Here is a 26,624-nt window from a genome sequence, read left to right as displayed (position 1 = left end):
GCCGTGTACGCCGACCACCTGGTGCAGCCGTGGTACGACCGGCTGGTGGAGGACCTGCCCCAGGGTCCCCTGCTCGACGTGCACACCCACCTCGGCGACCGGGACTCCGTCTCGGCCACCGCGGAGGAGCTGCTAGGGGCGGTCGCGTCCGCCCGGGCACGGGCACTGGTGTTCCCCCTGTCGGAGCCGGACGGCAGCTACCTGGTCGCCAACGAGGCTTGCCTCGACGTGGCCGGACGCAGCCAGGGCGCGCTGACCGCCCTGGCGCGCGTCGTGCCCGACGAGGTCGACGCGGTGGAGAAGCTCCTGGACTCCGGTGCGCGCGGCCTCAAGCTGCACCTGTCCAGCGACGACCTCGACCTGGCCGACCCGCGCCTCGAGCCCGCGTTCGCGCTGGCGCACGAGCGCCGGCTCCCGGTGGTGGTGCACGCCGGCCCCGAGGTCGGCTCCACCGGCGCCGCCGCCCTCGCCGTGTGCGAGCGGTGGCCGGACCTGCGGCTGGTGCTGGCCCACTGCGGTCTCTCCGACCTGGGCCGGCTGCACCGCCACGTCACCGACGTGCCCCACCTCTTCCTCGACACCTCGTGGTGGACGCCGGCGCACCTGATGGCGCTGTTCCGCCTGGTGCCGCCCGGACGGGTGCTCGCCGCGAGCGACCTGCCGTACAGCACGCCGGTCTCGGCCCTGATGGCCACCGGTCGGTGCGCCTGGCAGGCGGGTCTCACGCCCGAGCAGGTCGCGTCGGTGCTCGGGGGACAGGCCACGCGCATCCTCGACGGCGACGAGCCGCTCGACCTCGGGTCGCCGCCCGCGGAAGAGGCCCGCGAGGTGTGGCCGTTCCTCGAGGCCGCGTCGACCAACCTGCTGGCCGCGCTGGAGGCCATGCAGCGCGGGCTCGACCCGGAGGTCCCGCTCGTGGTCGCACGCCACGCCTGCGACGTGCCCGGCGACGACCCGGACGCCCCCGTGCTGGCGTCGGTGCTGCGCCTGCTCGACCTGTACGAGGAGCACCACGACCGGCTGCTGCGCCGCAACGGCTTCTCGCCCGGGTGGGACCTGGTGGCTGCCGCGGCGGTCGTGGCCCGTACGCCGGCGGCTGCGCTGCCCTGACCGTCAGCGCGGGTCGTCGCGCGGCTCGCGCAGCAACCACCACCCGGCGGTCCAGGCGGCCGCGCCGGCGACGAGCTCGACGTGCAGGTCGACGATCGCCACGGTGATCATCGTGGTCACCGCGACCGAGCTGAACCCGTCGAGGGCCATCAGCTGCCGACCCTGTCGGTGGCCGCCGACACGGCGGCGCGACGTCGCGCGTCGAGGGCCGAGGAACGCCGGGAGAGGCGCTGGTCGAGCAGCTCGGCTGCCTCGGTCGTGCGCCCGGCCATCGCCAGGACGTGCACGAGGGTGTCCTCGACGACCTCGCGCTGGGCCCGGCTGCCGCCCAGCGGCGCCATGGTCGCGACGACGCCGGTGAGGGTCGCGGCGGCGGCGTTCCAGCGCTCCTCCACGACGTGGCCGAGCCCGGTGCACAGGGGAGCCACGACGTCGCGGAAGACACGGTCGTCGCTGCGCTCGGCGTGGGTCTCGAGCGCGGCCAGCGCGGTGGCGTCGCCGTCGGCGGCGAGCAGGACGGCGCTGTGCATGGCGGCGAACGGCGTCGGCGGGGTGGTCAGCCACTCGGCGGGTGCCTGCGCGCGCACCTCCGCCACCGGCAGGTCGTCGGTCCACGCCCCGGTGACCCGACCGCGCCAGAGCAGCGACCCGCTGTCGACGACGACCCGGCTGCCGCTGACGACCGACGGGGCGAGCTCGCGGGCGTAGCGGCGCCGCACGGCCTCGACGTCGTCCTGCATCAGCTCGTGGAGGGCGGCGTGCCAGGAGAAGTGCGAGCGGTGATTGGCCTCCGGTCCGCGCGAGCGGATCCACTTGTCGAGCCAGGCCAGCCCGGTGGTGTGGTCGCCGGTCTCGTAGTACACGTGGGCCCGCGCGTGGACGGCATGCCCGGAGGCGGGCTCGACGGAGAGGGCGTAGGACGAGAGGTCCTCGGCCTCTGCCCACCGCTCCTGGTCCTGGCGGACGAACGCCAGCTGGCCGGCGTACCACCAGTCGTCGCCGTAGCTGCGGCCGAGCGACTCGACGAGCTCGGCGGTCTGGGTGCCGCTGGTGAGACCGCCGAACGCGACAGTCGGGACCGCCACGCTGACGGCGAGGGCGTCGCGCGGGAACAGGCGTACGTGCCGGAGCAGGGCCGCTGCTCCGGTGGCCTCGTCGGTGCGGAGGCGCGTCGTGACGGCGTCGAGGAAGGAGGACTCGCGGTCGTCGAGGTGGCGGTCGGACGCCGCCCGGTGCGCGGCCTGCAGCGACGCGCGCCAGTGGGTGTTGGCGCCCCACTCGTGCCCGAGCAGCGCGAGCGCGGCGTGGGCCTGCACGAAGCCCTCGTCGGCGGCGACCGCTTCGGCGAGGCCCTCCTCGACACCGTCCTGGAGGCGGAGCAGTCGGCCGAGGGCGGCGTTGTAGCGCTCAGCGGCGTCCTGGCCGGTGGAAAGCGTGAGGCCGTAGGGGTCGACCGGGCGGCGGCGGGCCTCGCCGTGCAGCGACCGGCTCACGATGCGCGCCACGTCGTAGGCCTGCTCGCGGATCTCCGGCATCGCCGTGGACTCCCACAGGTTGCCGCGGCGCAGCGAGCCGACGGCGAGGAACGGGAGCGTTTCGGGCAGGGTGCCGAGGATGCGGCCGTCGTCGGCGGTGTCGATGCCGAGGCCCGCCGGACCCGGACGCACCAGGCCCGACTGCGCGAGCCGGGTGAGCAGCGGGTCGGCCGCGATGGAGCCGACCGGGCCGGTGCAGTTGACCACCGCCGCCACCCGGAGCGTCGTCCCGTCGTCGAGGGTGACGTGGAGGGCGGAGGTGTCGGCGCGCACGGCGGCGAGGGTGCCGCGGTGGCGCACGAGCCGGCCCGCTGCCGCGACGGCGTCGAGTCGCCGTGCGGTGGCCGGTGCCATCCGGTGCCGGTGCACGTCCCACGAGCGGGCGTCCTCGGCGATGAAGCGTCGCTTGTCGGCTTCCGACAATCCCCGCCACAGCTGGGAGGTGACCGGGCGGAGCCCGTCGATCGCGGCCCTCCAGTCGCCGGTGGAGGCGACGGTCTCGTCCACGTGCGCGGCGATGGTCGAGCGGAGCGTGTCGAGGTCCTGGGTGCGGGTGATGCCGGGCGGCGGCGACACCGGGGGTGTCGTGGGCAGCACGTGGGCGTGCGGCACGGCGTCGGTGCGCGAGACGACGTGGATGGTGCGGTCGGGCCGGTCGGCGCTGATGGCGAGGTCCACCATGGTCAGCCCGGAGCCGAGCATCAGCACGTCGCCGACGTCGGGGATCGGCTGCGTCCACGGGTCCGCGACGAGCCGGTGGTCGGCCGCGAGCTCGGGCGGCGCCCACCCGGTGCCCGGGCGGCTGCTGGTCGCGAGGACGACCGCGCGGGCCTCGAGCAGCTCGCCGTCGGAGAGCTCGACGACGAACCCGTCGCCGGAGCGGGTGATGTCGGCGACCTCGGCGTGACGGCGTACGAGCCGGGCGTTGCCGGGGAACTCCGTCGCGGTGGTCAGCAGGCCCTCGATGTAGCGGCCGAACGCTGCCCGGGGCGCGAAGTCGTGGGGCTGGAACTTGGGGTCGTGGTTGTTGCGCAGCCAGCGGAGGAAGTGCTCGGGGTCGCGGGGGAACGCGCTCATGCCGGAGGCCGGGACGTTGAGGAGGTGGCGCTCGTCGGTGGTCGAGTAGGCCTGCCCGCGACCGGTGCTGGGAGCGGGGTCGACCAGCTCGACGCGGAAGCGGGAGGAGAGGGCCGTCACCAGGTGGGTGGCGACCAAGGTGCCGCCGGCACCTGCTCCCACCACGACGACCCGACAGTCACCCTCGTTCGTCCCCACGACGTTCTCCTCCCTTAGTCAACTGAGTTACTGCACAAAAGGTATCAGCGACCCGCTCCCGTACCGAGTCGGGGATGGGATGGGCGAGTCGTGCTGCACCTCGTCAGACCTCCCGGCGCATGACCACGCGCGGGAACCCCGCGGAGGTGGCCTCGGTGGGTGCGGCGAGCTCGAAGCCGGCGTCCTCGAAGAGCTTGCGGGTGCCGACGTAGGCCATCGTGAGGTCGACCTTCCGGCCCCGGTTGTCCACCGGATAGCCCTCGACGACCGATGCGCCGCGCGTGGCGGCGTACGTGACCGCGCCCTCGAGCAGCACGTGGGAGATCCCGCGGCCCCGGTGCCCGGGACGGACCCGGATGCACCACGCCGACCACGCGGGCCGGTCGTCGACGTGCGGGATCTTCGTGGACCGGGCGAACGGCAGCTCGGCGCGCGGGGCTACCGCCGCCCAGCCGACCACCTCGTCGCCGTCGTAGGCGAGCACGCCCGGCTTGGTGCGCCTGCGGGTCAGCGCCTCGACGTACGCCCCCCGGTCGGGCCCGACCAGCTCGCGGTTGTCCTTGGCCGGGATGCGGTGGCTCAGGCACCAGCACACGCTGGACGTCGGGTTCTTCGGGCCGACCATCGTGCGCACGTCGTCGAACCGGGCGTGCGTCGCCGGGTGGACGACGAACCCGCCGGACCTCAGCAGGGGCGTGCTGGCCATGCCGTCACGGTAGACCCAGCGGGTTGAATGGGGGCATGGACGCGGCTGCACCGACGATGCGCAAGATCGGCCTGCTGGGCGGGATGAGCTGGGAGAGCTCCGCCCTCTACTACGAGATCGTCAACGAGGCGGTGCGCGACCGCCTCGGCGGCTACCACTCCGCGCGGGTGCTGATGTCGTCCGTCGACTTCGCCGAGGTCGAGGCCATGCAGGCGGCGGGGGAGTGGGACGCCGCCGGGCAGCTGCTCGCCGCCGAGGCGGCCGCGCTCGAGGCCGCGGGCGCTGGGTGCGTCGTGCTGTGCACCAACACGATGCACAAGGTCGCCGACGCGATCGAGGCCCGGACCGGTGTGCCGCTGATCCACATCGCCGACGTGACCGCCGCGGCCGTCCGCGACGCCGGGCTCTCGCGGGTAGCCCTGCTCGGCACGAGGTTCATCATGGAGCAGGCCTTCCTGCGCGACCGGCTCGCCACCCACGGCGTCGAGGCGCTCGTCCCGTCGAGCGAGGACCGCGAGCTCGTGCACGAGGTGATCTACGGCGAGCTCGTGCACGGCGTCGTGCGCGACGAGTCGCGGGCGGCGTACGTCGACGTGGTGGAGCGGCTGGTCGCCGACGGCGCCGAAGGGGTGGTCCTGGGCTGCACCGAGATCGAGCTGCTGCTGGGTCCCGACGACATCGAAGTGCCCGTCTTCGCGACCACCCGCCTCCACGCGCTGGCGGCCGTCGACTTCGCCCTCAGCTGAGCGCTTCCCGGGCCGTCGCACGTGCGGCGGTCCTGGCCCCGGGTCGGCTCGAACGAGGGCCACTTCCGCCACACGTGTCCGGGATGTCGCCCCTGGCTCCGCAGTTGAGGGGCAACTTCCCGGACACGTGTCCGGGCCGTCAGCCCTGCGCGGGCCAGAGCGAGTGGTAGGCGTTGATCGCCGGCTGCCCGCCGAGGTGGGCGTAGAGCACGTGCGAGTCGGCCGGGATGTCGCGCGACGTCACGAGGTCGATGAGGCCGGCGAGCGACTTCCCCTCGTAGACCGGGTCGGTGATCATCGCCTCGAGCTGCGCGCCGAGGGCCATCGCCTCCATCGTCGAGTCGACGGGCAGGCCGTAGAGCTCGCCCGCCCAGCCCTCGAGGACGGTGATCTCGTCGTCGCGCAGGTCGCGGCCGAGCTCGATCAGCTCGGCGGTGTGGCGCGCGATCCGGCCGACCTGGTCGCGGGTCTTCTCCAGCGTCGCGCTCGCGTCGATGCCGAGGACGCGACGGCGTACGCCGGTGAGGTCCTCGAGCGCGGCGAAGCCGGCGATCATCCCGGCGTGGGTCGAGCCGGTGACCGTGCAGACCACGATCGTGTCGAACGTGATGCCGAGCGCCTTCTCCTGCTCGGCCACCTCGAAGGCCCAGCTCGCGAACCCGAGGCCGCCGAGCCGGTGCTCGCTGGCGCCCGCCGGGATGGCGTACGGCGTGCCGCCGGACTCCTCGACCTCGCGGATCGCGTCCCTCCACGAGTCGCGGATGCCGATGTCGAAGCCGTGCGGGTCGAGACGGGAGTCGGCGCCCATCATGCGGCTCAGCAGGATGTTGCCGACCTGGGTGTTGGTCGGGTCGTCCCACGGCACCCACTTCTCCTGCACCAGGCGGCACTTCAGGCCGAGGTGGGCGGCGACGGCGGCGACCTGCCGGGTGTGGTTGGACTGGTAGCCGCCGATGGAGACGAGCGTGTCGGCGCCGCTGGCCAGCACGTCGGGGACGATGTACTCCAGCTTGCGGACCTTGTTGCCGCCGAAGGCGAGGCCGCTGCTGACGTCCTCGCGCTTGGCCCAGACCTGGGCGCCCCCGCCCTTCGCGGCGAGGTGGTCGGAGAGCCGCTGCAGGTGGTGGACGGGGGAGGGGCCGAAGGTGAGCGGGTGGCGGGGGAACTGCTCGAGGATCACGGGGTCTCCTGGGAGTCGGGCTGGGGATCGGGCTGGTCGGGGATGAGGTCGGCGAGGTTCTGCCAGGTCCGGAAGGCCACGTCGGCGGCCGTCCCGGCGTCACGGGCGGCGCAGGCCTCGACGAGGCGTTCGTGGAGCGCCACCGACTGCTCGCCTGCGTGGGAGGCGAAGCGGCCGCGCTCGAGGCGGCGCACGACGGGGCCGAGCTGGTCGAGCACGGTGGCGAGGGCCCGGTTGCCCGAGACGTCGACGGCGACCCGGTGGAAGTCGTCGTCGGCCGCGAGCGCCGCGTCGGTGTCGTGCGCCTCGATCGCCGTGGCGAAGCGCCGGTTGGCTGCGCGCATCCGTTCCACGTCGTCGTCGGTGAGCCTGGCCACCGCCTCGGTGACCGCGAGGCGGTGCATCGCGACCACGACGGCGTGGGCATCGCGCACCTCGGCGAGGTCGATCTCGGCGACAACCGTCGAGCGCCCCGGCGCGGACCGCACGAGGCCGGTCCCGCCGAGGCGCAGCAGTGCCTCGCGCACCGGCGTGCGACTCACTCCCAGCCAGGCCGCGAGCTCGGTGTCGCGCACCACCTCGCCCGGGGCGAGGGTGCCGTCCACGATCGCGTCGCGGAGCCGGTCGTGCACCGAGTCGCGCAGCAGGGTCGGACGCACGGGAGTGGGGGCGTCCGGGATCGGCATGCAATATATTGCACATCGCTCGGTTGCCGACGTCAAGCGGGCGTCCAGGCACGACCCGGCTACCCGTCCCGAGCGACTGACCTCCCGCAGCCGGGGGTACCTCGGGACGTGCCCGCTCCCTACCGCCGAGCGTTCGAGCTGCTCGCAGACCTCAGGTCCGCCCCCGCCTTCCACCCGGACGGGGTGCTCTACGAGGGACGCGCCTCGCTGCGTGGGCCCGGCCCGCTGCCCGCGGGGGAGGTCGACTGCCTCGTCCGCCTCTCCAAGGGCATCGGCACGCCACGGGGCGCACCCGACCTCCTCGGTATCGCCGTGCGCCTCCTCCACGACCCGCCCGTCGACGTGCTGTGCACGACCGCGCCGGGTGGGAACGGGTGGCGGCGGTACCTGCTCAGGCCCCGACGGACGTGGGCCGGCGCCACGCTGACGTCGCTGATGTGGTGGCGGTCGCCGGCGGGCGAGCGGCTGCAGGTGGTGGTGGACGTGCCGGACGAGCGGCTCGACTCACCGGAGCCGGACGTGCTCGTCGACCGGATGCCGGTCGGCCTCACGCTGCGGGTGGTCGGCCGCGGCGGAGAGGTGCAGGCCGGCACGATCCGGGTCGAGCGTCCCTCCCCGCTCCCGCGGCCGGACTTCGACCCCGTCCTCCACCCGCCCCGGCCGTGGCGGCTCGGGCCGCGCTGGCTGGCAGCCCTGCGGGCGCGGGCGTACGTCGGCAGCCGTGCCGGCCAGGCACAGGGCACCTCGGATCGGGCAGTCTGACCCCATGCTCACCGTCATCGTCGCGCTGACAGCCAACACGGTCCTGGCGGTCCTCAAGAGCATCGTCGCTGGCGTCACCGGCTCGGCGTCGATGGTCGCCGAGGCCGCGCACTCCTGGGCCGACGCGGGCAACGAGGTGTTCCTCGTCGTGGCCGAGCGGCGCTCCGAGAAGCCGGCCGACGATCGTCACCCGCTCGGCTACGGCCGCGAGGCCTACGTGTGGTCGATGATCGCTGCCTTCGGGCTCTTCGCCGTCGGCGCAGCGGTGTCGGTCATCCACGGCATCCAGTCGCTGGGGGCCGAGGAGGAGGAGGCCGACTACCTGTGGGCCTACGTCGTCATGGGCGCCGCATTCGTGCTCGAGGGGATCTCCTTCCTGCAGGCCCGGCGCGAGGTGCGGCGCGGTGCCCTGTCGGCGGACGTGAGCCGCGCGCGCTTCCTGGACCAGACGTCCGACCCGACGCTGCGCGCGGTCTTCTTCGAGGACTCCGCCGCGCTGCTCGGCATCGTCATCGCGGTCACCGGGCTCGCGCTGCACCAGGCCACCGGCAACCCCGTGTGGGACGCGATCGGGTCGATCCTCGTCGGCCTGCTGCTGGGCTGGGTGGCGGTCTACCTGCTGCGCCGCAACATGGTCTTCCTCGTCGGCCAGGTCGCCGATTCGCGCATCTACGACACCGTGCTGGGCTGGCTGCGCGAGCGGCCCGAGGTCGAGACGGTCAACACGCTGCACCTGGAGTACGTCGGCCCGGAGAGGCTGTTCCTCGTGGGGTCGGTCGACCTGGTGGGCGACGACCCCGAGAGCGAGGCGGCCGAGGAGCTCCAACGCCTCGAGGACCACCTCGAGGAGCGGCCCGAGATCGCCCGGGCCGTGCTCTCCCTGGCCGCGCCGGGGCGCCCGCCGAGCGTGGGGCACGTGTACGGGAGGGACCGCGGGAACAACCTGGGTGGTTGAGCGTTGAACCAGTCATGAAGAAGATCGGGTTCCTGAACTTCGGCCACTGGACCGACTCGCCGCAGTCCGCGGTCCGGACGGCGTCCGACACGCTCCTTCAGTCGATCGACCTCGCGGTCACGGCAGAGGAGCTCGGCGCCGACGGCGCGTACTTCCGGGTCCACCACTTCGCCCGGCAGCTCGCCTCGCCGTTCCCGCTGCTCGCCGCCGTCGGCGCGCGCACCAGCCGGATCGAGATCGGCACCGGCGTGATCGACATGCGCTACGAGAACCCGCTCTACATGGCGGAGGACGCGGGGTCGGCCGACCTCATCGCCGGTGGCCGGCTGCAGCTCGGCATCAGCCGGGGATCACCGGAGCAGGTGATCGACGGCTGGCGCTACTTCGGCTACGCGCCCGCCGAGGGCGAGGACCAGGCCGACATGGCCCGCCGCCACACCGAGGTGCTGCTGCAGGTGCTGCAGGGGGAGGGGTTCGCCCAGCCCAACCCGCGCCCGATGTTCCCCAACCCGCCCGGCCTGCTGCGCGTCGAGCCGCACTCCGAGGGCCTGCGCGAGCGCATCTGGTGGGGTGCCGCCTCCGACGCGACCGCTCGTTGGGCCGCGGAGAAGGGCATGCACCTGATGAGCTCCACCCTCAAGGCCGACGAGACCGGCGAGCCCTTCCACGTCCAGCAGCGCAAGCAGATCGAGGTCTTCCGGGAGGCCTGGCGCGAGGCCGGCCACGAGGTCGAGCCGCGCGTCTCGGTGAGCCGCTCGATCATGCCGATCACCACCGACCTCGACCGGATGTACTTCGGGCACGAGGGCACCAGCTCCGACCAGTTCGGCCAGATCGAGGCCAACCTGCGGGCGGTCTTCGGCAAGACGTACGCCGCCGAGCCCGACGTGCTGGTCAAGGAGCTCGCGGAGGACGAGGCCGTCGCCGCGGCCGACACCCTGCTGCTGACGGTGCCCAACCAGCTCGGCGTCGACTACAACGCCCACATCCTCGAGACGGTGCTCACCGACGTGGCGCCCGACCTCGGCTGGCGCTGACCCCCACCCCACACACGAAGGAACTGAGCTCATGGCACGCATCACCGTCCTGGGAGGAACCGGCTACGCCGGCGCCGCCGTCGTCCGCGAGGCACGCAAGCGCGGTCACGAGGTGACCTCCGTCAGCCGCTCGGCACCGGAGTCCCCGGTCCCCGGAGCCGACTACGTGGAGGGCTCGGTGCTCGACGCGGACGTCCTCGAGCGCACGACCGCCGACCGCGACGTCGTGCTGGTCGCGCTGTCGCCCCGCGGCGACATGGCCGGCAAGGTCGAGGGGATCGTCGAGCAGCTCGTCGCTCTCCTGGCCGGCACCCCGACGCGCCTCGGCTACGTCGGCGGCGCGTCGTCCCTCCTCACCGAGGAGGGCGGACCGCGCCTGTGGGACGTCACCAAGGACCAGATGCCCGACGAGGTGAAGCCCGAGGTCCAGACAGGTCTCGACGCGTTCGCGCTCTGCCAGGAGAGCCCGGAGTCGCTCGACTGGTTCTACGTCAGCCCGCCCGCGGACTTCGGGTCGTGGCTCGGCACGGAGTCGAAGGGTGCCTACGTCCTCGGCGGCGACGTGCTGCTGCGCGACGCCGACGGCACGTCGACGATCTCGGCGGACGACCTCGCGCTCGCGATCCTCGACGAGATCGAGGACCCGAAGCACCACCGCGCCCGGTTCACCGCGATCAGCTGACCCGAGCGGGACTCAGGGGGCGGCCGCCCGCAGCTTCTCGAGCAGCGGGCCGGCCGCCTCGCTGATGAACCGGTCCTGCCCCTCGTCGCCGACCTGCACCAGCGCCACGTCAGTGAACCCGGCCTTCCAGTACTCCGAGACGGCCTCCACGATCTTGTCGAGGTCGGGTCCGCAGGGGATGGAGTCGGCGACGTCCTCGGGGCGGACGAACTGCGTCGCGCCGGAGAACCCGGCCGGGGTGGGCAGGTCGGCGTTCACCTTCCAGCCGCCCGCGAACCAGCGGAACTGCTCGTGCGCGCGCTGGACGGCGGTGTCCTCGTCGGGGTCCCAGCAGATCGGGATCTGTCCGATCGCCCTCGCGTCGCCACCGATCCGCGGGGCGTCGGCAACGGCGTTCCAGCTCTCGATGAGCTCGGCCTTGGGCTCCACGCCGACGAGGTGGTCGCCGAGCGGGGCGAACGTCTCGATGCCGCGATCGCCCGCCACGGCGAGCCCGATCTCGACACGCTCGTCAGGGAGGTCCCAGATGCGGGCGGAATCGACCTGGAAGAAGTCGCCGCGGTAGTCCACGAGGTCGCCGCTGAAGAGCTCGCGGATGATCTCGACGGCCTCGAGGAGCATGTCCTGCCGCTCCGCGATGGCCGGCCAGCCCTCGCCCACCACGTGCTCGTTGAGGTTCTCGCCGCTGCCCAGGCCGAGGGTGAAGCGACCCTCGGCGAGGATCTGCAGCGTCGCGGCCTTCTGGGCGACGACGGCCGGGTGGTAGCGCAGAGTCGGGCACGTCACGTAGGTCATCAGACCCACGCGCTCGGTCGCCTGCGCGATGGCGCCCAGGGTCGTCCACGCGTACGGCGCGTGCCCCTGCTCGGTGAGCCACGGCGAGAAGTGGTCGCTCATCACCTCGAAGTCGAAGCCCGCCTGCTCGGCGGCGACGGCGTACGACACCAGCTCCCGCGGGCCGCTCTGCTCGGTCATCAGGGTGTATCCGAAACGCGTCATCCTGCGACCGTAGCCAGCCGTCCGGACGTACCCACCACCCGATGAGGTGAGCGGGCTCAGGTGCCCAGTGCTTGTGTGGGGGCATGGAGAACTCAGACGGACAGGACAAGACGGACCAGGACGGCCAGCAGGGACAGGTCTCCGAGACCGCCTCAGAGTTCGGCGGGCCGATCAGCTCGGGTGACTCGGTGGCAGGTCAGCCCGACCCGCACCCGGGCGAGGTCGACGAGGGCGCCCAGGGGCCGAACGCGGTCCCGGACGACCCCACCGGCGAGCACCCGCACAAGCCCTGACAGCGCCCGACCGGCTCCGGTAGAAACGACCCATGAGCGAGCGCACGAGCAAGCCGGTGGTCGTCGTCGTGGGTGCCGGGCCGGGCGTGAGCGCGTCCGTCGCGCGCCGCTTCGCCGACGAGGGCTACGACGTCGCGCTCCTCGGTCAGGACCAGCAGGTGCTCGACCAGCTCGCCGCCGACCTGGGCGCGCGCGGCGCCACCGTCGGTCATGCGTGCGTCGACGTCACCGACGAGCAGGCCGCAGGCGACGCCGTACGCCGCTTCGGTGAGCACACCGGGCGCATCGACGTCCTGCACTTCAACCCGAGTGCCTTCCGCGAGAAGGACCCGCTCGCCCTCAGCGTCGCGGACCTGCTCGAGGACGTCGCGCTCGGGGTCGGCGCCCTGCTGACGGTCGTCCAGGCGGCGCGCCCCTTCATGTCCGCCGGCGGGCGGATCAGCGTCACCGGCAGCATGGCGGCCGACGAGCCGTGGGAGCGCGCGGCGTCGCTGGGGGTGCAGAAGGCGGGCGTGCGCAACCTCGTGCACAGCATCGACAAGACGCTCGCGGACGACGGGATCCGCGCCGTGTCCGTCACCGTGCGCGGCTCACTCGCGCGCGAGGGAGCGTTCACCCCCGACCGGGTCGCCGACGCGATCTGGGACGCGGTCGCGACCGACGAGGCCGACTGGCGCAGCGAGGTCGCCTACTCGGGGTGACCGGCGTGTGTCAGCGCTTGCGGCCCACGAGCAGGTAGGCGAGCGGGCCGACCGGCTGGATCGACAGCGCCGGGGCCCACAGGAGCTTGGGCCCGCGCACGAGCTCGGCGGGGCGCTGCTTGAGGTCCTTGGCGCACCATGCGGTGGCGGCGACCTCGACGATCCCGGCCACGGCGACGATCTTCTTCTGCGTGGGCGTCATGTCAGCCCAGGACTTCTTCTGTGCCATGCCCGCAACCTATCGGGCGACCGCAGTGCGGCTCACGCCCCGCTGACGCCGTTCAGCAGCAGCCAGAGGACGACGACGCCGACGAACGCGGCGAGCAGTCCCCACCACGCCCCGGTCAGCGCCCGGCGCCCTGTGGACGCCCCGTCCCTGGCCAGCCCGGGGAGCGCGATCGTGACCACCGCACCGAGGGCCGCCATCGCAACGAGCTGTGCCGGGACGATCCAGTTCTCGGTGCCTGCATCGTCGAGGACGTACCCCGTCGCCGGGAGGCTGAGCACGCCGAGGACGAGGAGTAGGACGATCCCGACGACGCGCTGGGCGGCTCTGGTCATGGCGGCACGCTAGCGACGCGTCGAGCGGTGGCCCAGCGACATCCCGGCCCGCCGGGAGGTGGTCTGGACACCGCCTACTGGCCCAGCGGTGAGTGGGACACCTTTTCGGGCGGCAGAACCTGTCTCACTCACCGCCCGCCGGCCCCGGCGGTGCGTGAGACATCTTTTCGGGCCGCAGAACCTGTCTCACTCACCGCCCGCGGCTCACGCCTCCTTGGCGACCAGCGTCAGGACGTCGTACGTCGCCACCGGCTCGTCGTCCTGGTTGGTGACGAGCGCGTCCCAGCGGACCTCGCCGTAGTCGGCGGAGGAGCGGGGTGTGATCTGCTTGACGGTCAGCGTCACGCGGATCGAGTCGTCGGTCTTGACGGGCGTGAGGAAGCGGAGGTTGTCGACGCCGAAGTTCGCGAGCACCGGCCCGGGGGCGGGGTCGACGAACAGCCCGGCCGCCATCGACACGATGAGGTAGCCGTGGGCGACGATCCCGCCGAAGAGTGGGTTCTGCGCAGCCGCCTCGGGGTCGGTGTGCGCGTAGAACGTGTCGCCGGTGAACTCCGAGAAGTGGTCGATGTCCTCGCGCGAGATCACCCGCGGCTCGGACGCGATCGTGTCGCCGACCCGCAGCGTCGCGAGCGAGTGTCGGAAGGGGTGCTCGGGGGTCTCCGTGCGCCGCGAGCCACGGGTCCAGCGGCCGGTGATCGCGGTGAGCATGTCGGGGGAGGCCTGGATGGCGGAGCGCTGCATGTGGTGCAGCACGCCCCGGACGCCGCCGAGCTCCTCGCCGCCTCCGGCGCGACCGGGGCCGCCGTGGACGAGCATCGGCAGGGGTGAGCCGTGGCCGGTGTTCTCTGGTGCGTCGTCGCGGTCGAGGACGAGGATGCGGCCGTGCCACGGCGCGAGACCGAGCACCAGGGTGCGGGCGACGTCGGGGTCGTGCGTGACGACCGACCCGGCGAGCGAGCCCTTGCCGCGCGCGGCGAGGGCGACGGCCTCGTCGAGGGAGTCGTACGACATCACGGTCGACACCGGTCCGAAGGCCTCGACGTCGTGGGGCTCGACCGCTCCGGCACGGGCCTTGAGCAGGACCGGCTCCATGAACGCGCCGCGCTCGCCGTCGCCCGCGAAACCGGTCGTGGCGGCCGGGTCGCCGAGGACGACGTCGGCGGACGAGCGGAGCGCCTCGACGGCCTTGCGGACCTCGTCGCGCTGGCCGAGCGATGCCAGCGGGCCCATCCGGACGGACTCGTCGTCGGGGTTGCCGACCGTGATGGTCGCCAGCCTGCCGGCGATCGCGTCGGTCATCTCGTCGGCCACGGCCGACGGCACGATGACCCGACGGATGGCCGTGCACTTCTGCCCGGCCTTGGCGGTCATCTCGGTGACGACGCCCTTCACGAAGAGGTCCCACTCCGGGTCGCCGGAGGTCACGTCGGGCCCCAGCACGGAGCAGTTGAGCGAGTCGGCCTCGACCTGCAGCTGTACGCCGCCGTGGAGCACCGACGGGTGCTGGCGCAGGATGCCGGCGGTGTGCGCGGAGCCGGTGAAGGCCACCGAGTCCTGGACGCCGAGGTGGTCGAGCAGGTCGCCCGCCGAACCGGCGAGCAGCTGCAGCGAGCCCTCCGGGAGGATCCCCGACTCGACGATGCGGCGCACCACGAGCTCGGTCAGGTAGGCGGTCTGGCTGGCGGGCTTCACGATCGTCGGGAGACCGGCGATGAAGGCCGGTGCGAGCTTCTCGAGCATCCCCCAGACGGGGAAGTTGAAGGCGTTGACCTGCACGGCGACACCGGGGCGCGAGGTGTAGACGTGCTGGCCGAGGAAGACGCCGGTGCGGCCGAGCTGCTCGAGGTCGCCGTCGCACACCACGTGGGCGTTGGGCAGCTCGCGGCGCCCCTTGGACGAGTAGCTGAAGACGGTGCCGAAGCCGCCGTCGATGTCGATCATCGAGTCGCGCCGGGTCGCCCCGGTGGCGAGCGAGAGCTCGTAGAGCTCGTCCTTCAGCCCGGTGAGGTGGGTCGCCAGCTCCTTCAGGAGCAGCGCCCGCTCGTGGAAGGTCAGCTCGCGGATCGCCGGCCCGCCGACCGTGCGGGCGTGGTGGGTCATCGCGCCGAGGTCGAGGCCGGCGCTGGAGATCCGCGCGACCTCCTCGCCGGTGGCGGCGTCCAGGAGCGGGTGGCCCTCCGCGGAGGCGGCGTACCACCGTCCGGCGGCGTAGCTCTCGAGCAGTCGGGTCACGGGGGTCTCCCTCGGGATCGGGGCGGGATCGGGGTGCGGTCCGGCGGGCAGGGGCGTTTGCGCGCCGGGGTGACTGGTGACACACTAATAGCAGACCGATCGGTCAGTAAATGTGGTCGCAGCCCACGACGGCCCCCTGTGTCGGAGGACGGATGACACTCACCGAGACGCCCACGGACCGCGAGCTCGAAGCCGGGTTCGAGGCGACGATCGCGCGCAACGACCGGATCGAGCCGCGCGACTGGATGCCGGAGGGCTACCGCAAGACACTCGTGCGCCAGATCGCCCAGCACGCGCACAGCGAGATCATCGGCATGCAGCCCGAGGGCAACTGGATCACGCGTGCACCCAGCCTGCGGCGCAAGGCCATCCTGCTCGCCAAGGTGCAGGACGAGGCCGGCCACGGGCTCTACCTCTACTCCGCGGCCGAGACGCTCGGCGTCTCCCGCCTCGAGCTCACCGAGCTGCTGATCGCGGGCAAGCAGAAGTACTCCTCGATCTTCAACTACCCGACGCTGTCCTACGCCGACGTCGGCACGATCGGCTGGCTCGTCGATGGCGCCGCCATCTGCAACCAGGTGCCGCTGTGCCGCACCTCCTACGGGCCCTACGGCCGCGCGATGATCCGCGTCTGCAAGGAGGAGTCCTTCCACCAGCGCCAGGGCTACGAGCTGCTCGCGACGATGATGCGCGGCACCGACGAGCAGCGGGCGATGGTGCAGGAGTCGGTCGACAGGTTCTGGTGGCCCGCCCTGATGATGTTCGGCCCGCCCGACGACTCCTCGCCCAACACCGCCCAGTCGATGGCGTGGGGCATCAAGCACCACACCAACGACGAGCTCCGGCAGAAGTTCGTCGACATGTCGGTCCCGCAGGCCGAGGCCCTCGGCGTCACCCTGCCCGACCCGGAGCTGCGCTGGAACGAGGAGCGCGGCCACCACGACTTCGGCCAGCCCGACTGGGAGGAGTTCATGCAGGGCGTGAAGGGCAACGGTCCCTGCAACGCCCAGCGGATGGCCCACCGCCGCCGCGCCCACGAGGACGGCGCCTGGGTGCGCGAGGCAGCGACGGCGTACGCCGCGAAGCAGAAGGCGGCGAGCGCATGAGCAACCTGTCCGCCGAGGGCGGCCACGGCGCCGTCCCGCTCCAGGGGGTGCCGACGGGGGAGGGCGTCACGCCTCCCGAGCCGGAGTGGCCGCTCTACGAGGTCTTCGTGCGCGGCAAGCGCGGGCTCAACCACGTGCACGTCGGGTCGCTGCACGCGGCAGACGACCGGATGGCCCTGCTCCATGCCCGCGACGTCTACACCCGTCGCAACGAGGGCGTGAGCATCTGGGTGGTGCGCGCCGACGCGATCACCGCCTCGAGCCCCGACGAGAAGGACCCGATGTTCGCCCCCAGCGGCGACAAGGTCTACCGCCACCCGACGTTCTACGACATCCCCGACAACGTCCCTCATATGTGATGAACGACCACGTACACACCTCGGCAGAGGACGAGCACGACAGCGCCTACAGCGGCCTGCTCGTCAACGACGCCCACTGGGCCTTCGGCACCGACTTCGAGGACCCGCTCGCCGGGGTCGACACGACCATCCCCGACGGCGTCGACGCGCCCACGCTGGCGGCGTACGCCCTGATGCTGGGAGACGACGCGCTCGTGATGTCGCACCGGATCTCGGAGTGGACGAGCAACGCGCCCGACCTCGAGGACGACATCGCGCTGTCCAACATCGCGCTCGACCTGCTCGGCCAGTCCCGGCTGCTGCTCGCCCGCGCTGCCAAGGCCGACGAGTCGGTCGTGCCGGGGCTCCCCGAGGGCTCGCCCGCGCCGCCGGAGGACGCGCTCGCGTTCTTCCGCGAGGCCCACCAGCTCCGCAACGTCCGGCTCGCCGAGCTGGTCAACGGCGACTTCGCCGAGGCCGTCGTGCGGGTGCTGCTGTTCTCGGTCTGGCGGCTCGCGACCTTCGAGCGGCTGCGTGACAGCCGCGACCACGTGCTCGCCGCCGTCGCCGCCAAGGGCGTCAAGGAGCTGGCCTACCACCGCGACTACTCGGCCCGGTGGTTCGTCACGCTCGCCCAGGGCACCGACGAGTCGCGCCGCCGGCTGCTCGCCGCGCTCGACGCGCTGTGGCCGCTGTGGCCCGAGCTGTTCGACACCCACGCCGTCGAGGCGGCCGCTGCCGCGTCGGGCGTCGGCGTCGACCCCGCGACGGTCCGCGGGGCCGCCGAGGGGGTGCTCGACCAGGTGCTCGACGCCGCCGACGTGCCGCGTCCCGAGGTGCCGCGCCGGGCAGGCGTGCTGGGCCGTGCCGGCCGTGACGGCATGCACGGCGAGCCGCTGAGCCGGATGCTGGCCGAGATGCAGTCCGTGGCCCGCGCCCACCCGATGGGCGCGTGGTGATGGGGATGAGGCTGATGAGTCGTACGACGGACCGCGCGCGTCGCGTCGCCGAGCGGGTCACCGACCCCGAGCTGCCGATGCTCACCCTGGCCGACCTCGGCGTGCTCCGCGACGTCGACGTGGTGGCCGACTCCCATGTGGTCGTCGACATCACGCCGACCTACTCCGGCTGCCCGGCCATGGCCGCGATGCGCGACGACCTCGTGCGCGAGCTGCAGGGGGCGGGCTTCGACCGCGTCGAGGTGCGTGTCAGCCTCGACCCGGCCTGGACGACCGACTGGATCACCCCGGAGGGACGCGCCGCCCTCGCGGCGGCCGGCATCTCCCCGCCCGGCCCGGCCCCGTCGACGTCCGGCCCGATCCCGCTGACCCTGCTTCCGACCGCGCGCCAGGTCCGCTGCCCGCAGTGCGACTCACCGGCGACCGAGCTGGTCTCGGAGTTCGGGTCGACGGCCTGCAAGGCGCAGTACCGCTGCACCACCTGCCTCGAGCCCTTCGACCACGTGAAGGAGATCTGAGCCGTGGCCGCCACGACCTTCCACCGGCTGACGGTGCGCGACGTCGAGCCCCTGACCGACGACTCCGCCGCCGTCACCTTCGACGTGCCCGACGACCTGCGCGAGCTGTTCGCCTTCGAGCCGGGGGAGTCGCTGACGTTGCGCCGCGTCGTCGACGGCGTCGAGCACCGCCGCTCCTACTCCATCTGCGCCCCAGCCGGCGGCGCGCCGCGCATCGGCGTGCGGGAGGTGCCCGGCGGGATGTTCTCGTCGTGGCTGATCCGCGAGGTCGGCCCGGGCGAGCCCGTCGAGGTCGCGCCGCCCACCGGCAGCTTCCGCGCCGACCCGGCGAGCCCGGGACGGCACCTCTGCATCGCCGCCGGCTCCGGCATCACGCCGATGGTGTCGATCGCCGCCTCCGTGCTCGCCAACCCGGCCAGCACGGTGACGCTGCTCTACGGCAATCGCGAGACCACCTCGGTGATGTTCGCCGAGGAGCTCAGCGACCTCAAGAACCTCCACGGGCCCCGCTTCGACCTGGTCCACGTGCTGTCCCGCGAGCCCCGCGACGTCGAGCTGTTCTCCGGCCGCCTCGACGCCGACCGGCTCCGGCGGCTGCTCCCGCTGAAGGTGCACCTGCCCTCGGTCGACCACGTCTGGCTCTGCGGGCCGCATGGCCTCATCCAGGACGCACGCACGGTCCTCACCGAGCTGGGCGTGCCGAAGGAGAAGGTGCACTTCGAGCTGTTCTACGTCGACGAGCCCCCGCCCGAGCTGCGGCACGCCGACCGGGTGGTCGAGGGCGTGACCAGCGACGTGACGGTCGTGCTCGACGGGCGTACGACGACCACGCCGATGCCGCGGGACGCGACCGTGCTCGACTCGGCGCAGGCCGTCCGCAGCGACCTGCCGTTCGCCTGCAAGGGCGGCGTCTGCGGCACCTGTCGGGCGAAGGTCGTCGACGGCGAGGTCGAGATGGTGCGCAACTACGCCCTCGAGCCCGAGGAGGTCGAGCAGCAGTTCGTGCTCACCTGCCAGACATTTCCCGTCAGCGACGCCGTCACCGTCGACTTCGATGCCTGACGCCGCGTCGTCTGCCGCCGACCTGGAGCAGGCCCGCGCCATGTGGGCCGCCGACGCCGCCAGCGCCGCGCTCGGCATGCGGCTCGTCGACCTCGGCGCAGGGGAGGCGCGGGTGTCGATGGTCGTGCGGCCCGACATGGTCAACGGGCACGACCTGTGCCACGGCGGCCTGATCGCCAGCCTCGCCGACTCGGCCTTCGCCCTCGCCTGCAACTCCCGCGGACCGGTGACCGTCGCCGCCGGCTTCGAGGTCGACTTCCTCGAGCCGGCCCGGCTCGGGCAGGTGCTCGACGCCCACGCGCGCGAGGTGGCGCTGCGGGGTCGCAGCGGGCTGTACGACGTCACCGTGCGGGTCGGGGACACCGTGGTCGCCGAGTTCCGGGGGAGGAGCCGCTCGCTGGCCCCTCGCGGGTGAGCGTCAGTCGCGGTGCCGGACCAGGCCGTCGAAGGCGAGCGTGGTGACCGAGTCGGCGAGGGCCTCGCGGTCGCTGTCGTCGCGGAGCCACTCGGTCATCGAGTTGACCATCCCGAAGAGCAGCCGGCTGACGAGCTGCGGGTCGAGGTCGGCGCGGATCGCGCCGGTCTCGGCAGCCTCGCGCACCATCTCGGCCAGCCGGTGGTCGATGTCGCGACGACGGGCGAGGGCGTTCTGCTCGGCCGGGGTGTTGCCCCGCACCCGCAGCAGCAGGGTGACGGCCGGCAGGTGCTCGGCCAGCACGACGACGCTGCTGCGGAGGGCGGCGCGCAACCGCTCCTCGGGGGTGTGCGACCGGTCGGCGTGCACGGTGTCGAGCGCGGTCGTGAGCTCGTCGAGCGCCTCGTCCAGCGCCCGTTCGAGCAGGTGCTCCTTGCTCGGGACGTGGTGGTAGATCGCCGACTTGGTCAGCCCGAGCTCGCGAGCCAGGTCTCCCATGCTCGTGGCGTCGTAGCCTTGCCGGTTGAAGAGCTCGATCGCGACGCGCAGGACGGTCTGCTGGTCGTGGCCGGGGCGGCCCCGACGTGCGGGCTCTGACATGGATGAACGTTCTCACGACCCACCACGCGCGAGCGGAGGACCACACCGTGCTCGACCTGACTCCCCAGCCCGGCGACCTGGACCCGATCGAGACCGCGCCCGTGGAGGAGCTGCGCGCGCTCCAGCTCCAACGGCTCCAGTGGTCGGTGCGCCACGCCTACGACCACGTCGCGCACTACCGTCGGGCCTTCGACGACGCCGGCGTGGCGCCCGACGACGTACGGTCGCTGGAGGACCTGGCACGACTGCCGTTCACCAGCAAGGCCACCCTGCGCGACAACTACCCCTTCGGCATGTTCGCGGTCCCGCGCGAGGACGTCGTACGCCTGCACGCCTCGAGCGGGACGACCGGCAAGCCCACGGTCGTCGGCTACACGCGCGACGACCTCGACATGTGGGCCGACGTGGTGGCGAGGTCCATCCGGGCCGCGGGCGGCCGGCGGGGGATGGTCCTGCACAACGCCTACGGCTACGGGCTCTTCACCGGCGGCCTGGGCGCCCACGCGGGAGCCGAGCGTCTCGGGTGCACGGTCGTGCCGGTCTCGGGCGGGATGACCCAGCGCCAGGTGCAGCTGATCCGGGACTTCGAGCCCGACGTCATCATGGTCACGCCGTCCTACATGCTCTCGATCCTCGACGAGCTCGAGGCGCAGGGCGTCGACCCACGCTCCACGTCGCTCAAGGTCGGAATCTTCGGCGCCGAGCCGTGGACCAACGACATGCGGCGCGAGATGGAGGAGCGCACCGGCATGCACGCGGTGGACATCTACGGCCTGTCCGAGGTGATCGGCCCCGGCGTGGCGAGCGAGTGCGTCGAGACCAAGGACGGCCTGCACGTGTGGGAGGACCACTTCTACCCCGAGGTCATCGACCCGGTGACCGGGGAGGTGCTGCCCGACGGCGAGGAGGGCGAGCTGGTCTTCACCACCCTCACCAAGCAGGCGATGCCGGTGATCCGCTACCGCACCCGCGACCTCACCCGGCTGATGCCCGGCACCGCTCGCAGCATGCGGCGGATGGAGAAGATCACCGGCCGCACCGACGACATGATCATCCTGCGCGGCGTGAACCTGTTCCCCACGCAGATCGAGGAGATCGTGCTGGGCATCCCGACGCTGTCGCCGCACTTCCAGTGCCACCTCGACCGCAGCGGCAACCTCGACACGCTGACGGTCCGGGTCGAGCGTCGCGACGCCACGACCGACGCGGAGGCCGCCGCTGCGCAGGCCGAGCTGGGCAGGCGGATCAAGGCGTCGATCGGCGTCAGCGTCGGGGTCGACGTCGTGGACGTCGCCTCGATCGAGCGCTCGGTGGGCAAGATGCGCCGGATCGTCGACCACCGCGCGGCGCGCTGATCGGGGATATTTACCGGCATCGGTCGGGCGAGCGCTACAGTGGAGGAAGCGTTGCAGACGCCGTGCCGCTGTGATCACCCCACGATCCGCCGGACACCGCGCACCTGGCGCCCGCTCCACACCTCCACGCCGTGGCGTGCGGGCAGAGCCGACACAGGCTCGCCTGTTCCACGACGCGTATCCCAGTCCGGGAGGACACCTTGGCCCAGCGCCAGCGTCAACGCGGCAGTCGCCGCACCCCTGCGCACGCCCGCCACAAGGACAACGAGGGCATCGTCCCCGTCCTGGCGCGCGCCGTGCGCGAGCTCGAGTCGGCCGTGCAGCGCGGTCCGCTGGCCCCCGGCCAGCGGGTGCGCTTCCAGGTGGTGGCGCTGCTCGTGCGCGAGCACCGCACCGACGTACGCGCCTCGGCCGAGCTCACCGACGCCCAGAAGGCCGACGAGCTCAAGCGCCTCGACGGCATCGCGACGATCCTCGCCAAGACCGCGACGCGCGATCCCTCGCTCTTCGGCCTGCTCTCCGAGGAGGCCGTCGTCACCGACTCCGCCCGCGACCTGCGCCTGGAGATGCTGCGCAAGGCCGGCGTCGAGGTCGCCCCGGAGGAGCCCAAGCCCGACGACGAGGCGGGCCCGGGGCTCGGCGAGCGCCGTGTCGTGCCGCAGTCCGTGCTCCAGCACCAGCTCGCCAACCCGTTCCTCGTGCCCGACTTCGGCATCGGCCGCGAGCGCCGCAGCGTCCACGGCCGGCTGTCGTCGTGGGAGCTGCTCGGGCCGCTGTTCCGCTCCTTCGAGCTGGGTGGTTCGTCCTCCTGCATGGACCTGCCCGAGGCCACCTCGCTCAACGCGCCCGGCAAGCTCGAGCTGATGCCCCACCAGGCGCGCATGATCGCCGCGGCGGCCGAGGGTCACCGCACCTTCCTGCTGGCCGACGAGCCTGGCCTCGGCAAGACCGCTCAGGCGCTGCTCGCCGCGCAGGCCGCCGACGCCTACCCCCTGCTCGTGGTGTGTCCCAACGTCGTCAAGACCAACTGGGCGCGCGAGACCGAGCGCTGGACGCCCCGTCGCCGCGCGACGGTGATCCACGGTGACGGTGACCAGGTCGACGCCTTCGCCGACGTCATCATCGTCAACTACGAGATCCTCGACCGCCACGTCGGCTGGCTCGGCTCGTTCGGCTTCCGCGGCATGGTGGTCGACGAGGCCCACTTCATCAAGAACAAGACGTCGCAGCGCTCGCGCCACGTGCTCGAGCTCTCCGAGCGGCTCCGCGCCCGGACCGCCCGTCCGCTGCTGATGGCGCTGACCGGCACCCCGCTGATCAATGACATCGAGGACTTCCGCGCGATCTGGCAGTTCCTCGGCTGGGTCGACGACACCAAGCCGCTGGCGCGGCTGATGGAGTCGCTGGAGGAGACCGACCTGACTCCCGCGGACCACGCGTTCTACCCCGCGGCACGCAAGGCCGTCATCGACATGGGCATCGTGCGCCGCCGCAAGGTCGACGTCGCCGAGGACATCCCGGCCCGTCGCATCGCCGACATCCCGGTGGAGCTCGACGACGAGGACACCCGCTCGATCCGCGCGGCCGAGGAGGACCTCGCCCGGCGCCTGGTCCAGCGCTACAAGGCCGCGCTGGAGACCCGTCGTACCGGGTCCGTCGTCGACGGCATCGACCACGAGCTCGTACGCCGCGTCGCGACGTGGGAGCGCGAGGAGATGGACCAGGGCACGGGCGGCGAGAACGTCTTCTCGATGTTCCGCCGGATCGGCCGCGCCAAGGCCGGCCTCGCCGCCGACTACGCCGCGCAGCTCGCGCGCAACGTCGGCAAGGTGGTCTTCTTCGCACGCCACGTCGACGTCATGGACATCGCGGAGGAGACCTTCACCCGCCGCGGCCTCAAGCACACCTCGATCCGCGGCGACCAGACCCCGCGCGCCCGCGAGCGGGCGATCGAGGCGTTCGTCAACGACCCCGACGTACAGGTCATCGTCTGCTCGCTCGCCGCCGCCGGCGTCGGCGTCAACCTGCAGGTGGCGTCCAACGTGGTGCTCTCGGAGCTGTCGTGGACCGACGCCGAGCAGACCCAGGCGATCGACCGCGTGCACCGCATCGGCCAGAGCGACCCGGTGACCGCGTGGCGCATCATCGCCGCGCAGACCATCGACACCCGGATCGCCGAGCTGATCGACTCCAAGGCCGGCCTCGCCGCCCGGGCGCTCGACGGCTCCGACGAGGAGGTCGGGTCCTCGGCCAACATCCAGACCGAGGCCCTGGTCGCGCTGCTCACCGACGCGCTGAAGCGCGAGCTCGGCTGATCGGGGACAACGGCCCTTGTCCGGGCCGGTCGGCTCCGGTAGGTCTTGGGTCATGAGTGAGGATCGCGAGAACTACCTCGACATGTCGATCGACGACGAGGACCAGCTCCAACCCGGCGACACGCTGGACGACGGCGACCTCGACGACGTGCTCGACCGGGGCTACTCGCCGCCCGACCGCCCCCCGAAGGGCTACGACGACTACCCGACCGAGGCCGAGACGCGTCAGGGCGAGTCGCTCGACGAGCGCCTGGCCGAGGAGGAGCCCGACGTCGACCCCTACGCCGAGGACGACCGCGACGACGACCGCGAGGACGAGAACGCCCTCGACGAGCAGCTCGGCCTCGACGAGGCCGACGAGCGCACCGGCCGCCTGGTCGCACCCGACTCCGGCCTCGGCGAGGACGTCGACAAGCAGGAGCTCGCCTACGACGTCGGCATCGACGGCGCCGGCGCCTCCGCGGAGGAGGCGGCCATGCACGTCACGCGCGAGCCCGAGCCACCGGAGGGCGACGACTACTGAGCAGCGACACCGTCTCCTTCCGGCTCTGGCCGCCGGTCGCGATCGGCGTACCCCTCGTCGCCGGGCTCGCAGTCACGGCGTGGTGGGGCGACCCGGTCGCGATCGGCGACTGGCGGGTGCCTGCGGGCTGGGCGCTGCTGGCGGCGTTCGCCGTCTGGAACGGCTGGGCGCTGTGGCTCTTCGCCCGCCACGAGACGGGGTTGCTTCCCGGCGGGGCGACGCTGTCCCTGATCGAGGAGGGGCCCTACCGGCTCTCCCGCAACCCGCTGTACGTCGGCCTGCTCGCGCTGCACCTCGCCATCGCCCTGCTCGTGCCGAGCTTCTGGGCCGTCGTGGCGCTGCCGGTGTCGTGGTTCCTCGTGTGGTGGGGCGCCGTGCGGCCGGAGGAGCGGTTCCTCCGCGAGCGCTTCGGCGAGGAGTACGACGCGTACACCAGGCGGGTGCGACGCTGGCTGTGAGCTGGCTCGCGGACCGGCGCGCTACCGCGTCGGGCGTCCTGTCCCGGCGACTCGTGAACGGTCACTGCCGGCCGGGCAGGCGGATGCCGCGAACGATGCCCTCGCCGAGGAGCTGGCCGGTTCGTGCGGCGAAGGCGATCCAGCGGACGGCGCGTCGCTCGACGCGCCTCGTGGTGTGCGTGCCGGGGGCAAGCCGCACGCGTCCGTCGGGTCGGTCTTCTTCGAGGCCCCCGTAGAACACCACCGCGCGGCTCGTTCCGGGGTTGGTGAAGCGGAGCCTGCCCGGGCGGTCGACCTTGCGCACGGTGAGTTCAGGAGTCCTCGTGACGGTCACGGTGACCGTGGCGGGTGTGAGGTGCTCGGTGTCGCACGCCCAGTAGGTGAGCTGGTACGTGCCGGCGCGGTTGGCCCACGACAGGACCACGAGCTGCTCGCGAGCGCCCTCGTCGACCGATCCTCCGCTGACGCCGGAGCTGTAGGACGCGTTGGGGGTGTCGATGGTGAAGCTGCCGTCGGGAGCGGCCTCGGCCACCGAGAGCCCGCGCTCGGGTGCCTGCACCCGGCAGATCTCGAGCACCTCGCCGTCTGCAGCGCTGTCGTTGGCGAGGACGTCGATGACGGTCACCCCGCCGAACTCCCCGCTGCGTGCCTCGACGGTGACGACGTCGTCCACCGTGACGGGAGCCGCGCTGTCGTCGGCCATCGCTGGTGCGAGGGTCCCCAAGGTCAACGTGGTGGTGACGACCGCCGACGCGGTGGTCAGGACGGCGAGGTGCAGGACGCGACGAGGCACAAGAGCTCCCAAGAAGGTGGGCCGGGGACGGCGCATGGACGACAGCGCACCCTACGACGTCGTACGGCCCGACGTCCGGGAAGTCGACGACATGGCGCACCGGCTGAGTCCCACGCACGCCGCCTTCCGATGCCGGATTACGATTGCTGTGTCTCCAGACGCCGGGACTCGAGCCCAGCACCAGGACGACACGTGACCCCCAAGACCTCCGCGCCAGCTGCCCATCCTTCCCGGAGAGGTCTGTTGCGCGGCAGCGTCTGGGCGCTCCCCGTTGTCACCGCAGCCGCAGTCGCGCCGGCCTACGCCGCGACTTCCGGGGACCTCGGCGCTTTCCGGCTCGACGGCACTTGCGGCACCCTCGGCATTCTCGGACCGGGCTTCATCCTCACTGCCGGATCTGCCGCGCTCCCGGTTGGCACGGTCATCATCTTGACCGGGAGTGGCGTCGCCAACATCGGCATCTTCAGCATCACCGGGGGCGCGACAGCAAGCGTGAACGTGCTCAGCCCAGTCGGGCGTTCCATCACCCTGACATCGCCCCTGCCTGCAGGAGCGAGGATCGAACTTCGAACCTCGCTGTCCATCACTGTCGCATTCACCTTGAGCGGTGTGGTCGCGTTGCCGGACGGCTACGTGGCCACGGGAGCCAAGGCCGTAGCTGCGGTGGAGTCGACCCTGGTCTTGTGCTCGGCCACCTGAGCTGATCCGCACACGCAGCG

30 protein-coding genes are annotated in these 26,624 nt (G+C 72.4%); 19 read left to right on the top strand and 11 right to left on the bottom strand.

Translation table 11 applies throughout. The annotated features are described in order from the left end of the window. Window positions 1-3: 3 nt before the first annotated feature. Window positions 4-1,110, top strand: coding sequence for an amidohydrolase family protein (locus AC3A3L_RS01390; RefSeq protein WP_487638242.1), 1,107 nt, complete (start codon window positions 4-6; stop codon window positions 1,108-1,110). Between the two features lie 3 nt (window positions 1,111-1,113). Here the strand turns inward: AC3A3L_RS01390 and AC3A3L_RS01385 are convergent, their stop codons facing one another. The 3 genes from AC3A3L_RS01385 to AC3A3L_RS01375 all read right to left on the bottom strand — a co-directional run bounded on the left by AC3A3L_RS01385 (window position 1,114) and on the right by AC3A3L_RS01375 (window position 4,626). After that, window positions 1,114-1,260: a hypothetical protein gene (locus AC3A3L_RS01385; protein ID WP_487638241.1), complete on the bottom strand. Its 147-nt coding sequence runs from the start codon at window positions 1,258-1,260 to the stop codon at window positions 1,114-1,116. Then, entirely contained in the window at window positions 1,260-3,920 is a 2,661-nt protein-coding gene (locus AC3A3L_RS01380; RefSeq protein WP_487638240.1) for an FAD/NAD(P)-binding protein, read from the bottom strand. The genes AC3A3L_RS01385 and AC3A3L_RS01380 overlap by 1 nt, the downstream gene beginning before the upstream one ends. A gap of 103 nt (window positions 3,921-4,023) precedes the next feature. After that, a complete protein-coding gene (locus tag AC3A3L_RS01375; RefSeq protein WP_487638239.1) occupies window positions 4,024-4,626 on the bottom strand; it encodes a GNAT family N-acetyltransferase in 603 nt (200 codons plus the stop codon). A gap of 35 nt (window positions 4,627-4,661) precedes the next feature. On the opposite strand from AC3A3L_RS01375, the gene AC3A3L_RS01370 reads away from it, so the two are divergent. Further along, complete coding sequence (locus tag AC3A3L_RS01370; protein WP_487638238.1) at window positions 4,662-5,372, top strand: aspartate/glutamate racemase family protein; 711 nt, start codon at window positions 4,662-4,664, stop codon at window positions 5,370-5,372. Window positions 5,373-5,511: 139 nt separating this feature from the next. Here AC3A3L_RS01370 and AC3A3L_RS01365 read toward each other — a convergent pair whose 3' ends face one another. Both AC3A3L_RS01365 and AC3A3L_RS01360 read right to left on the bottom strand, forming a co-directional pair. Beyond that, window positions 5,512-6,552: a 1-aminocyclopropane-1-carboxylate deaminase gene (locus AC3A3L_RS01365; RefSeq protein ID WP_487638237.1), complete on the bottom strand. Its 1,041-nt coding sequence runs from the start codon at window positions 6,550-6,552 to the stop codon at window positions 5,512-5,514. Continuing rightward, window positions 6,549-7,238 carry a GntR family transcriptional regulator gene (locus AC3A3L_RS01360; protein ID WP_487638236.1) on the bottom strand — a complete coding sequence of 230 codons (690 nt, stop codon included), beginning with the start codon at window positions 7,236-7,238 and terminating at the stop codon, window positions 6,549-6,551. The genes AC3A3L_RS01365 and AC3A3L_RS01360 overlap by 4 nt, the downstream gene beginning before the upstream one ends. A 108-nt stretch (window positions 7,239-7,346) precedes the next feature. Here AC3A3L_RS01360 and AC3A3L_RS01355 point away from each other — a divergent pair, with 108 nt between their 5' ends. From AC3A3L_RS01355 to AC3A3L_RS01340, 4 genes are read left to right on the top strand one after another with little or no spacing between them, the layout of a single operon-like run. Next, a complete protein-coding gene (locus AC3A3L_RS01355) occupies window positions 7,347-8,000 on the top strand; it encodes a hypothetical protein (protein WP_487638235.1) in 654 nt (217 codons plus the stop codon). Window positions 8,001-8,004: 4 nt separating this feature from the next. Further along, window positions 8,005-8,955 carry a cation diffusion facilitator family transporter gene (locus AC3A3L_RS01350; RefSeq protein ID WP_487638234.1) on the top strand — a complete coding sequence of 317 codons (951 nt, stop codon included), beginning with the start codon at window positions 8,005-8,007 and terminating at the stop codon, window positions 8,953-8,955. Continuing rightward, window positions 8,952-9,992: an LLM class flavin-dependent oxidoreductase gene (locus AC3A3L_RS01345; RefSeq protein WP_487638233.1), complete on the top strand. Its 1,041-nt coding sequence runs from the start codon at window positions 8,952-8,954 to the stop codon at window positions 9,990-9,992. The genes AC3A3L_RS01350 and AC3A3L_RS01345 overlap by 4 nt, the downstream gene beginning before the upstream one ends. Window positions 9,993-10,023: 31 nt before the next feature. After that, the gene (locus AC3A3L_RS01340; protein WP_487638232.1) at window positions 10,024-10,674 is read left to right on the top strand and encodes an NAD(P)-dependent oxidoreductase; all 651 of its coding nucleotides are present in this window, start codon (window positions 10,024-10,026) and stop codon (window positions 10,672-10,674) included. Window positions 10,675-10,686: 12 nt separating this feature from the next. On the opposite strand, the gene AC3A3L_RS01335 is transcribed toward AC3A3L_RS01340, so the two are convergent. Then, the gene (locus AC3A3L_RS01335; protein WP_487638231.1) at window positions 10,687-11,673 is read right to left on the bottom strand and encodes an LLM class F420-dependent oxidoreductase; all 987 of its coding nucleotides are present in this window, start codon (window positions 11,671-11,673) and stop codon (window positions 10,687-10,689) included. Between the two features lie 83 nt (window positions 11,674-11,756). Between AC3A3L_RS01335 and AC3A3L_RS01330 the strand changes: the two genes are divergently transcribed. Further along, on the top strand, window positions 11,757-11,966 hold the full coding sequence (locus AC3A3L_RS01330) for a hypothetical protein (protein ID WP_487638230.1): 210 nt from the start codon (window positions 11,757-11,759) through the stop codon (window positions 11,964-11,966). A gap of 32 nt (window positions 11,967-11,998) precedes the next feature. Further along, a complete protein-coding gene (locus tag AC3A3L_RS01325; protein ID WP_487638229.1) occupies window positions 11,999-12,667 on the top strand; it encodes an SDR family oxidoreductase in 669 nt (222 codons plus the stop codon). Window positions 12,668-12,677: 10 nt separating this feature from the next. On the opposite strand, the gene AC3A3L_RS01320 is transcribed toward AC3A3L_RS01325, so the two are convergent. From AC3A3L_RS01320 to paaZ, 3 genes are all read right to left on the bottom strand, one after another. Further along, window positions 12,678-12,896: a hypothetical protein gene (locus AC3A3L_RS01320; RefSeq protein ID WP_487638228.1), complete on the bottom strand. Its 219-nt coding sequence runs from the start codon at window positions 12,894-12,896 to the stop codon at window positions 12,678-12,680. A 32-nt stretch (window positions 12,897-12,928) separates the two neighbouring features. Next, window positions 12,929-13,228, bottom strand: coding sequence for a hypothetical protein (locus AC3A3L_RS01315; RefSeq protein WP_487638227.1), 300 nt, complete (start codon window positions 13,226-13,228; stop codon window positions 12,929-12,931). A gap of 204 nt (window positions 13,229-13,432) precedes the next feature. Next, window positions 13,433-15,463, bottom strand: coding sequence for a phenylacetic acid degradation bifunctional protein PaaZ (paaZ, locus tag AC3A3L_RS01310; RefSeq protein WP_487638226.1), 2,031 nt, complete (start codon window positions 15,461-15,463; stop codon window positions 13,433-13,435). Window positions 15,464-15,615: 152 nt separating this feature from the next. Here paaZ and paaA point away from each other — a divergent pair, with 152 nt between their 5' ends. The 6 genes from paaA to paaI are packed head-to-tail and all read left to right on the top strand — an operon-like array spanning window position 15,616 to window position 19,861. After that, entirely contained in the window at window positions 15,616-16,569 is a 954-nt protein-coding gene (paaA, locus tag AC3A3L_RS01305) for a 1,2-phenylacetyl-CoA epoxidase subunit PaaA (RefSeq protein WP_487638225.1), read from the top strand. Beyond that, window positions 16,566-16,928 (top strand): 1,2-phenylacetyl-CoA epoxidase subunit PaaB, encoded by a 363-nt coding sequence (gene paaB, locus AC3A3L_RS01300; RefSeq protein WP_487638224.1) that lies wholly within the window; start codon window positions 16,566-16,568, stop codon window positions 16,926-16,928. Before paaA ends, paaB begins: the two co-directional genes overlap by 4 nt. Next, complete coding sequence (gene paaC, locus AC3A3L_RS01295; protein WP_487638223.1) at window positions 16,928-17,866, top strand: 1,2-phenylacetyl-CoA epoxidase subunit PaaC; 939 nt, start codon at window positions 16,928-16,930, stop codon at window positions 17,864-17,866. The genes paaB and paaC overlap by 1 nt, the downstream gene beginning before the upstream one ends. Before the next feature lie 14 nt (window positions 17,867-17,880). After that, complete coding sequence (gene paaD, locus AC3A3L_RS01290) at window positions 17,881-18,384, top strand: 1,2-phenylacetyl-CoA epoxidase subunit PaaD (protein ID WP_487638222.1); 504 nt, start codon at window positions 17,881-17,883, stop codon at window positions 18,382-18,384. 3 nt (window positions 18,385-18,387) lie between these two features. Next, window positions 18,388-19,446: a 1,2-phenylacetyl-CoA epoxidase subunit PaaE gene (gene paaE / locus AC3A3L_RS01285; protein ID WP_487638221.1), complete on the top strand. Its 1,059-nt coding sequence runs from the start codon at window positions 18,388-18,390 to the stop codon at window positions 19,444-19,446. Next, window positions 19,439-19,861 (top strand): hydroxyphenylacetyl-CoA thioesterase PaaI, encoded by a 423-nt coding sequence (paaI, locus tag AC3A3L_RS01280; RefSeq protein WP_487638220.1) that lies wholly within the window; start codon window positions 19,439-19,441, stop codon window positions 19,859-19,861. Before paaE ends, paaI begins: the two co-directional genes overlap by 8 nt. Window positions 19,862-19,864: 3 nt before the next feature. Here paaI and AC3A3L_RS01275 read toward each other — a convergent pair whose 3' ends face one another. Then, window positions 19,865-20,461 (bottom strand): TetR/AcrR family transcriptional regulator, encoded by a 597-nt coding sequence (locus AC3A3L_RS01275; protein WP_487638219.1) that lies wholly within the window; start codon window positions 20,459-20,461, stop codon window positions 19,865-19,867. 47 nt (window positions 20,462-20,508) lie between these two features. On the opposite strand from AC3A3L_RS01275, the gene paaK reads away from it, so the two are divergent. The 4 genes from paaK (at window position 20,509) to AC3A3L_RS01255 (ending at window position 25,112) form a co-directional block, all read left to right on the top strand. Then, on the top strand, window positions 20,509-21,816 hold the full coding sequence (paaK, locus tag AC3A3L_RS01270) for a phenylacetate--CoA ligase PaaK (protein ID WP_487638218.1): 1,308 nt from the start codon (window positions 20,509-20,511) through the stop codon (window positions 21,814-21,816). Between the two features lie 200 nt (window positions 21,817-22,016). After that, window positions 22,017-24,131: a DEAD/DEAH box helicase gene (locus AC3A3L_RS01265; protein ID WP_487638217.1), complete on the top strand. Its 2,115-nt coding sequence runs from the start codon at window positions 22,017-22,019 to the stop codon at window positions 24,129-24,131. 52 nt (window positions 24,132-24,183) lie between these two features. Continuing rightward, on the top strand, window positions 24,184-24,654 hold the full coding sequence (locus tag AC3A3L_RS01260) for a DUF5709 domain-containing protein (protein WP_487638216.1): 471 nt from the start codon (window positions 24,184-24,186) through the stop codon (window positions 24,652-24,654). 116 nt (window positions 24,655-24,770) lie between these two features. Then, on the top strand, window positions 24,771-25,112 hold the full coding sequence (locus AC3A3L_RS01255) for a methyltransferase family protein (protein WP_487638215.1): 342 nt from the start codon (window positions 24,771-24,773) through the stop codon (window positions 25,110-25,112). 61 nt (window positions 25,113-25,173) lie between these two features. Here the strand turns inward: AC3A3L_RS01255 and AC3A3L_RS01250 are convergent, their stop codons facing one another. Then, window positions 25,174-25,905 (bottom strand): Ig-like domain-containing protein, encoded by a 732-nt coding sequence (locus tag AC3A3L_RS01250; protein ID WP_487638214.1) that lies wholly within the window; start codon window positions 25,903-25,905, stop codon window positions 25,174-25,176. Between the two features lie 192 nt (window positions 25,906-26,097). On the opposite strand from AC3A3L_RS01250, the gene AC3A3L_RS01245 reads away from it, so the two are divergent. Next, window positions 26,098-26,604: a hypothetical protein gene (locus AC3A3L_RS01245; RefSeq protein ID WP_487638213.1), complete on the top strand. Its 507-nt coding sequence runs from the start codon at window positions 26,098-26,100 to the stop codon at window positions 26,602-26,604. Window positions 26,605-26,624: the final 20 nt, after the last annotated feature.

Source organism: Nocardioides sp. Soil_C_8, assembly GCF_057656315.1.
Note: the sequence above shows the minus strand (reverse complement) of the source record. Positions and strands in the feature narration are given on the sequence as shown.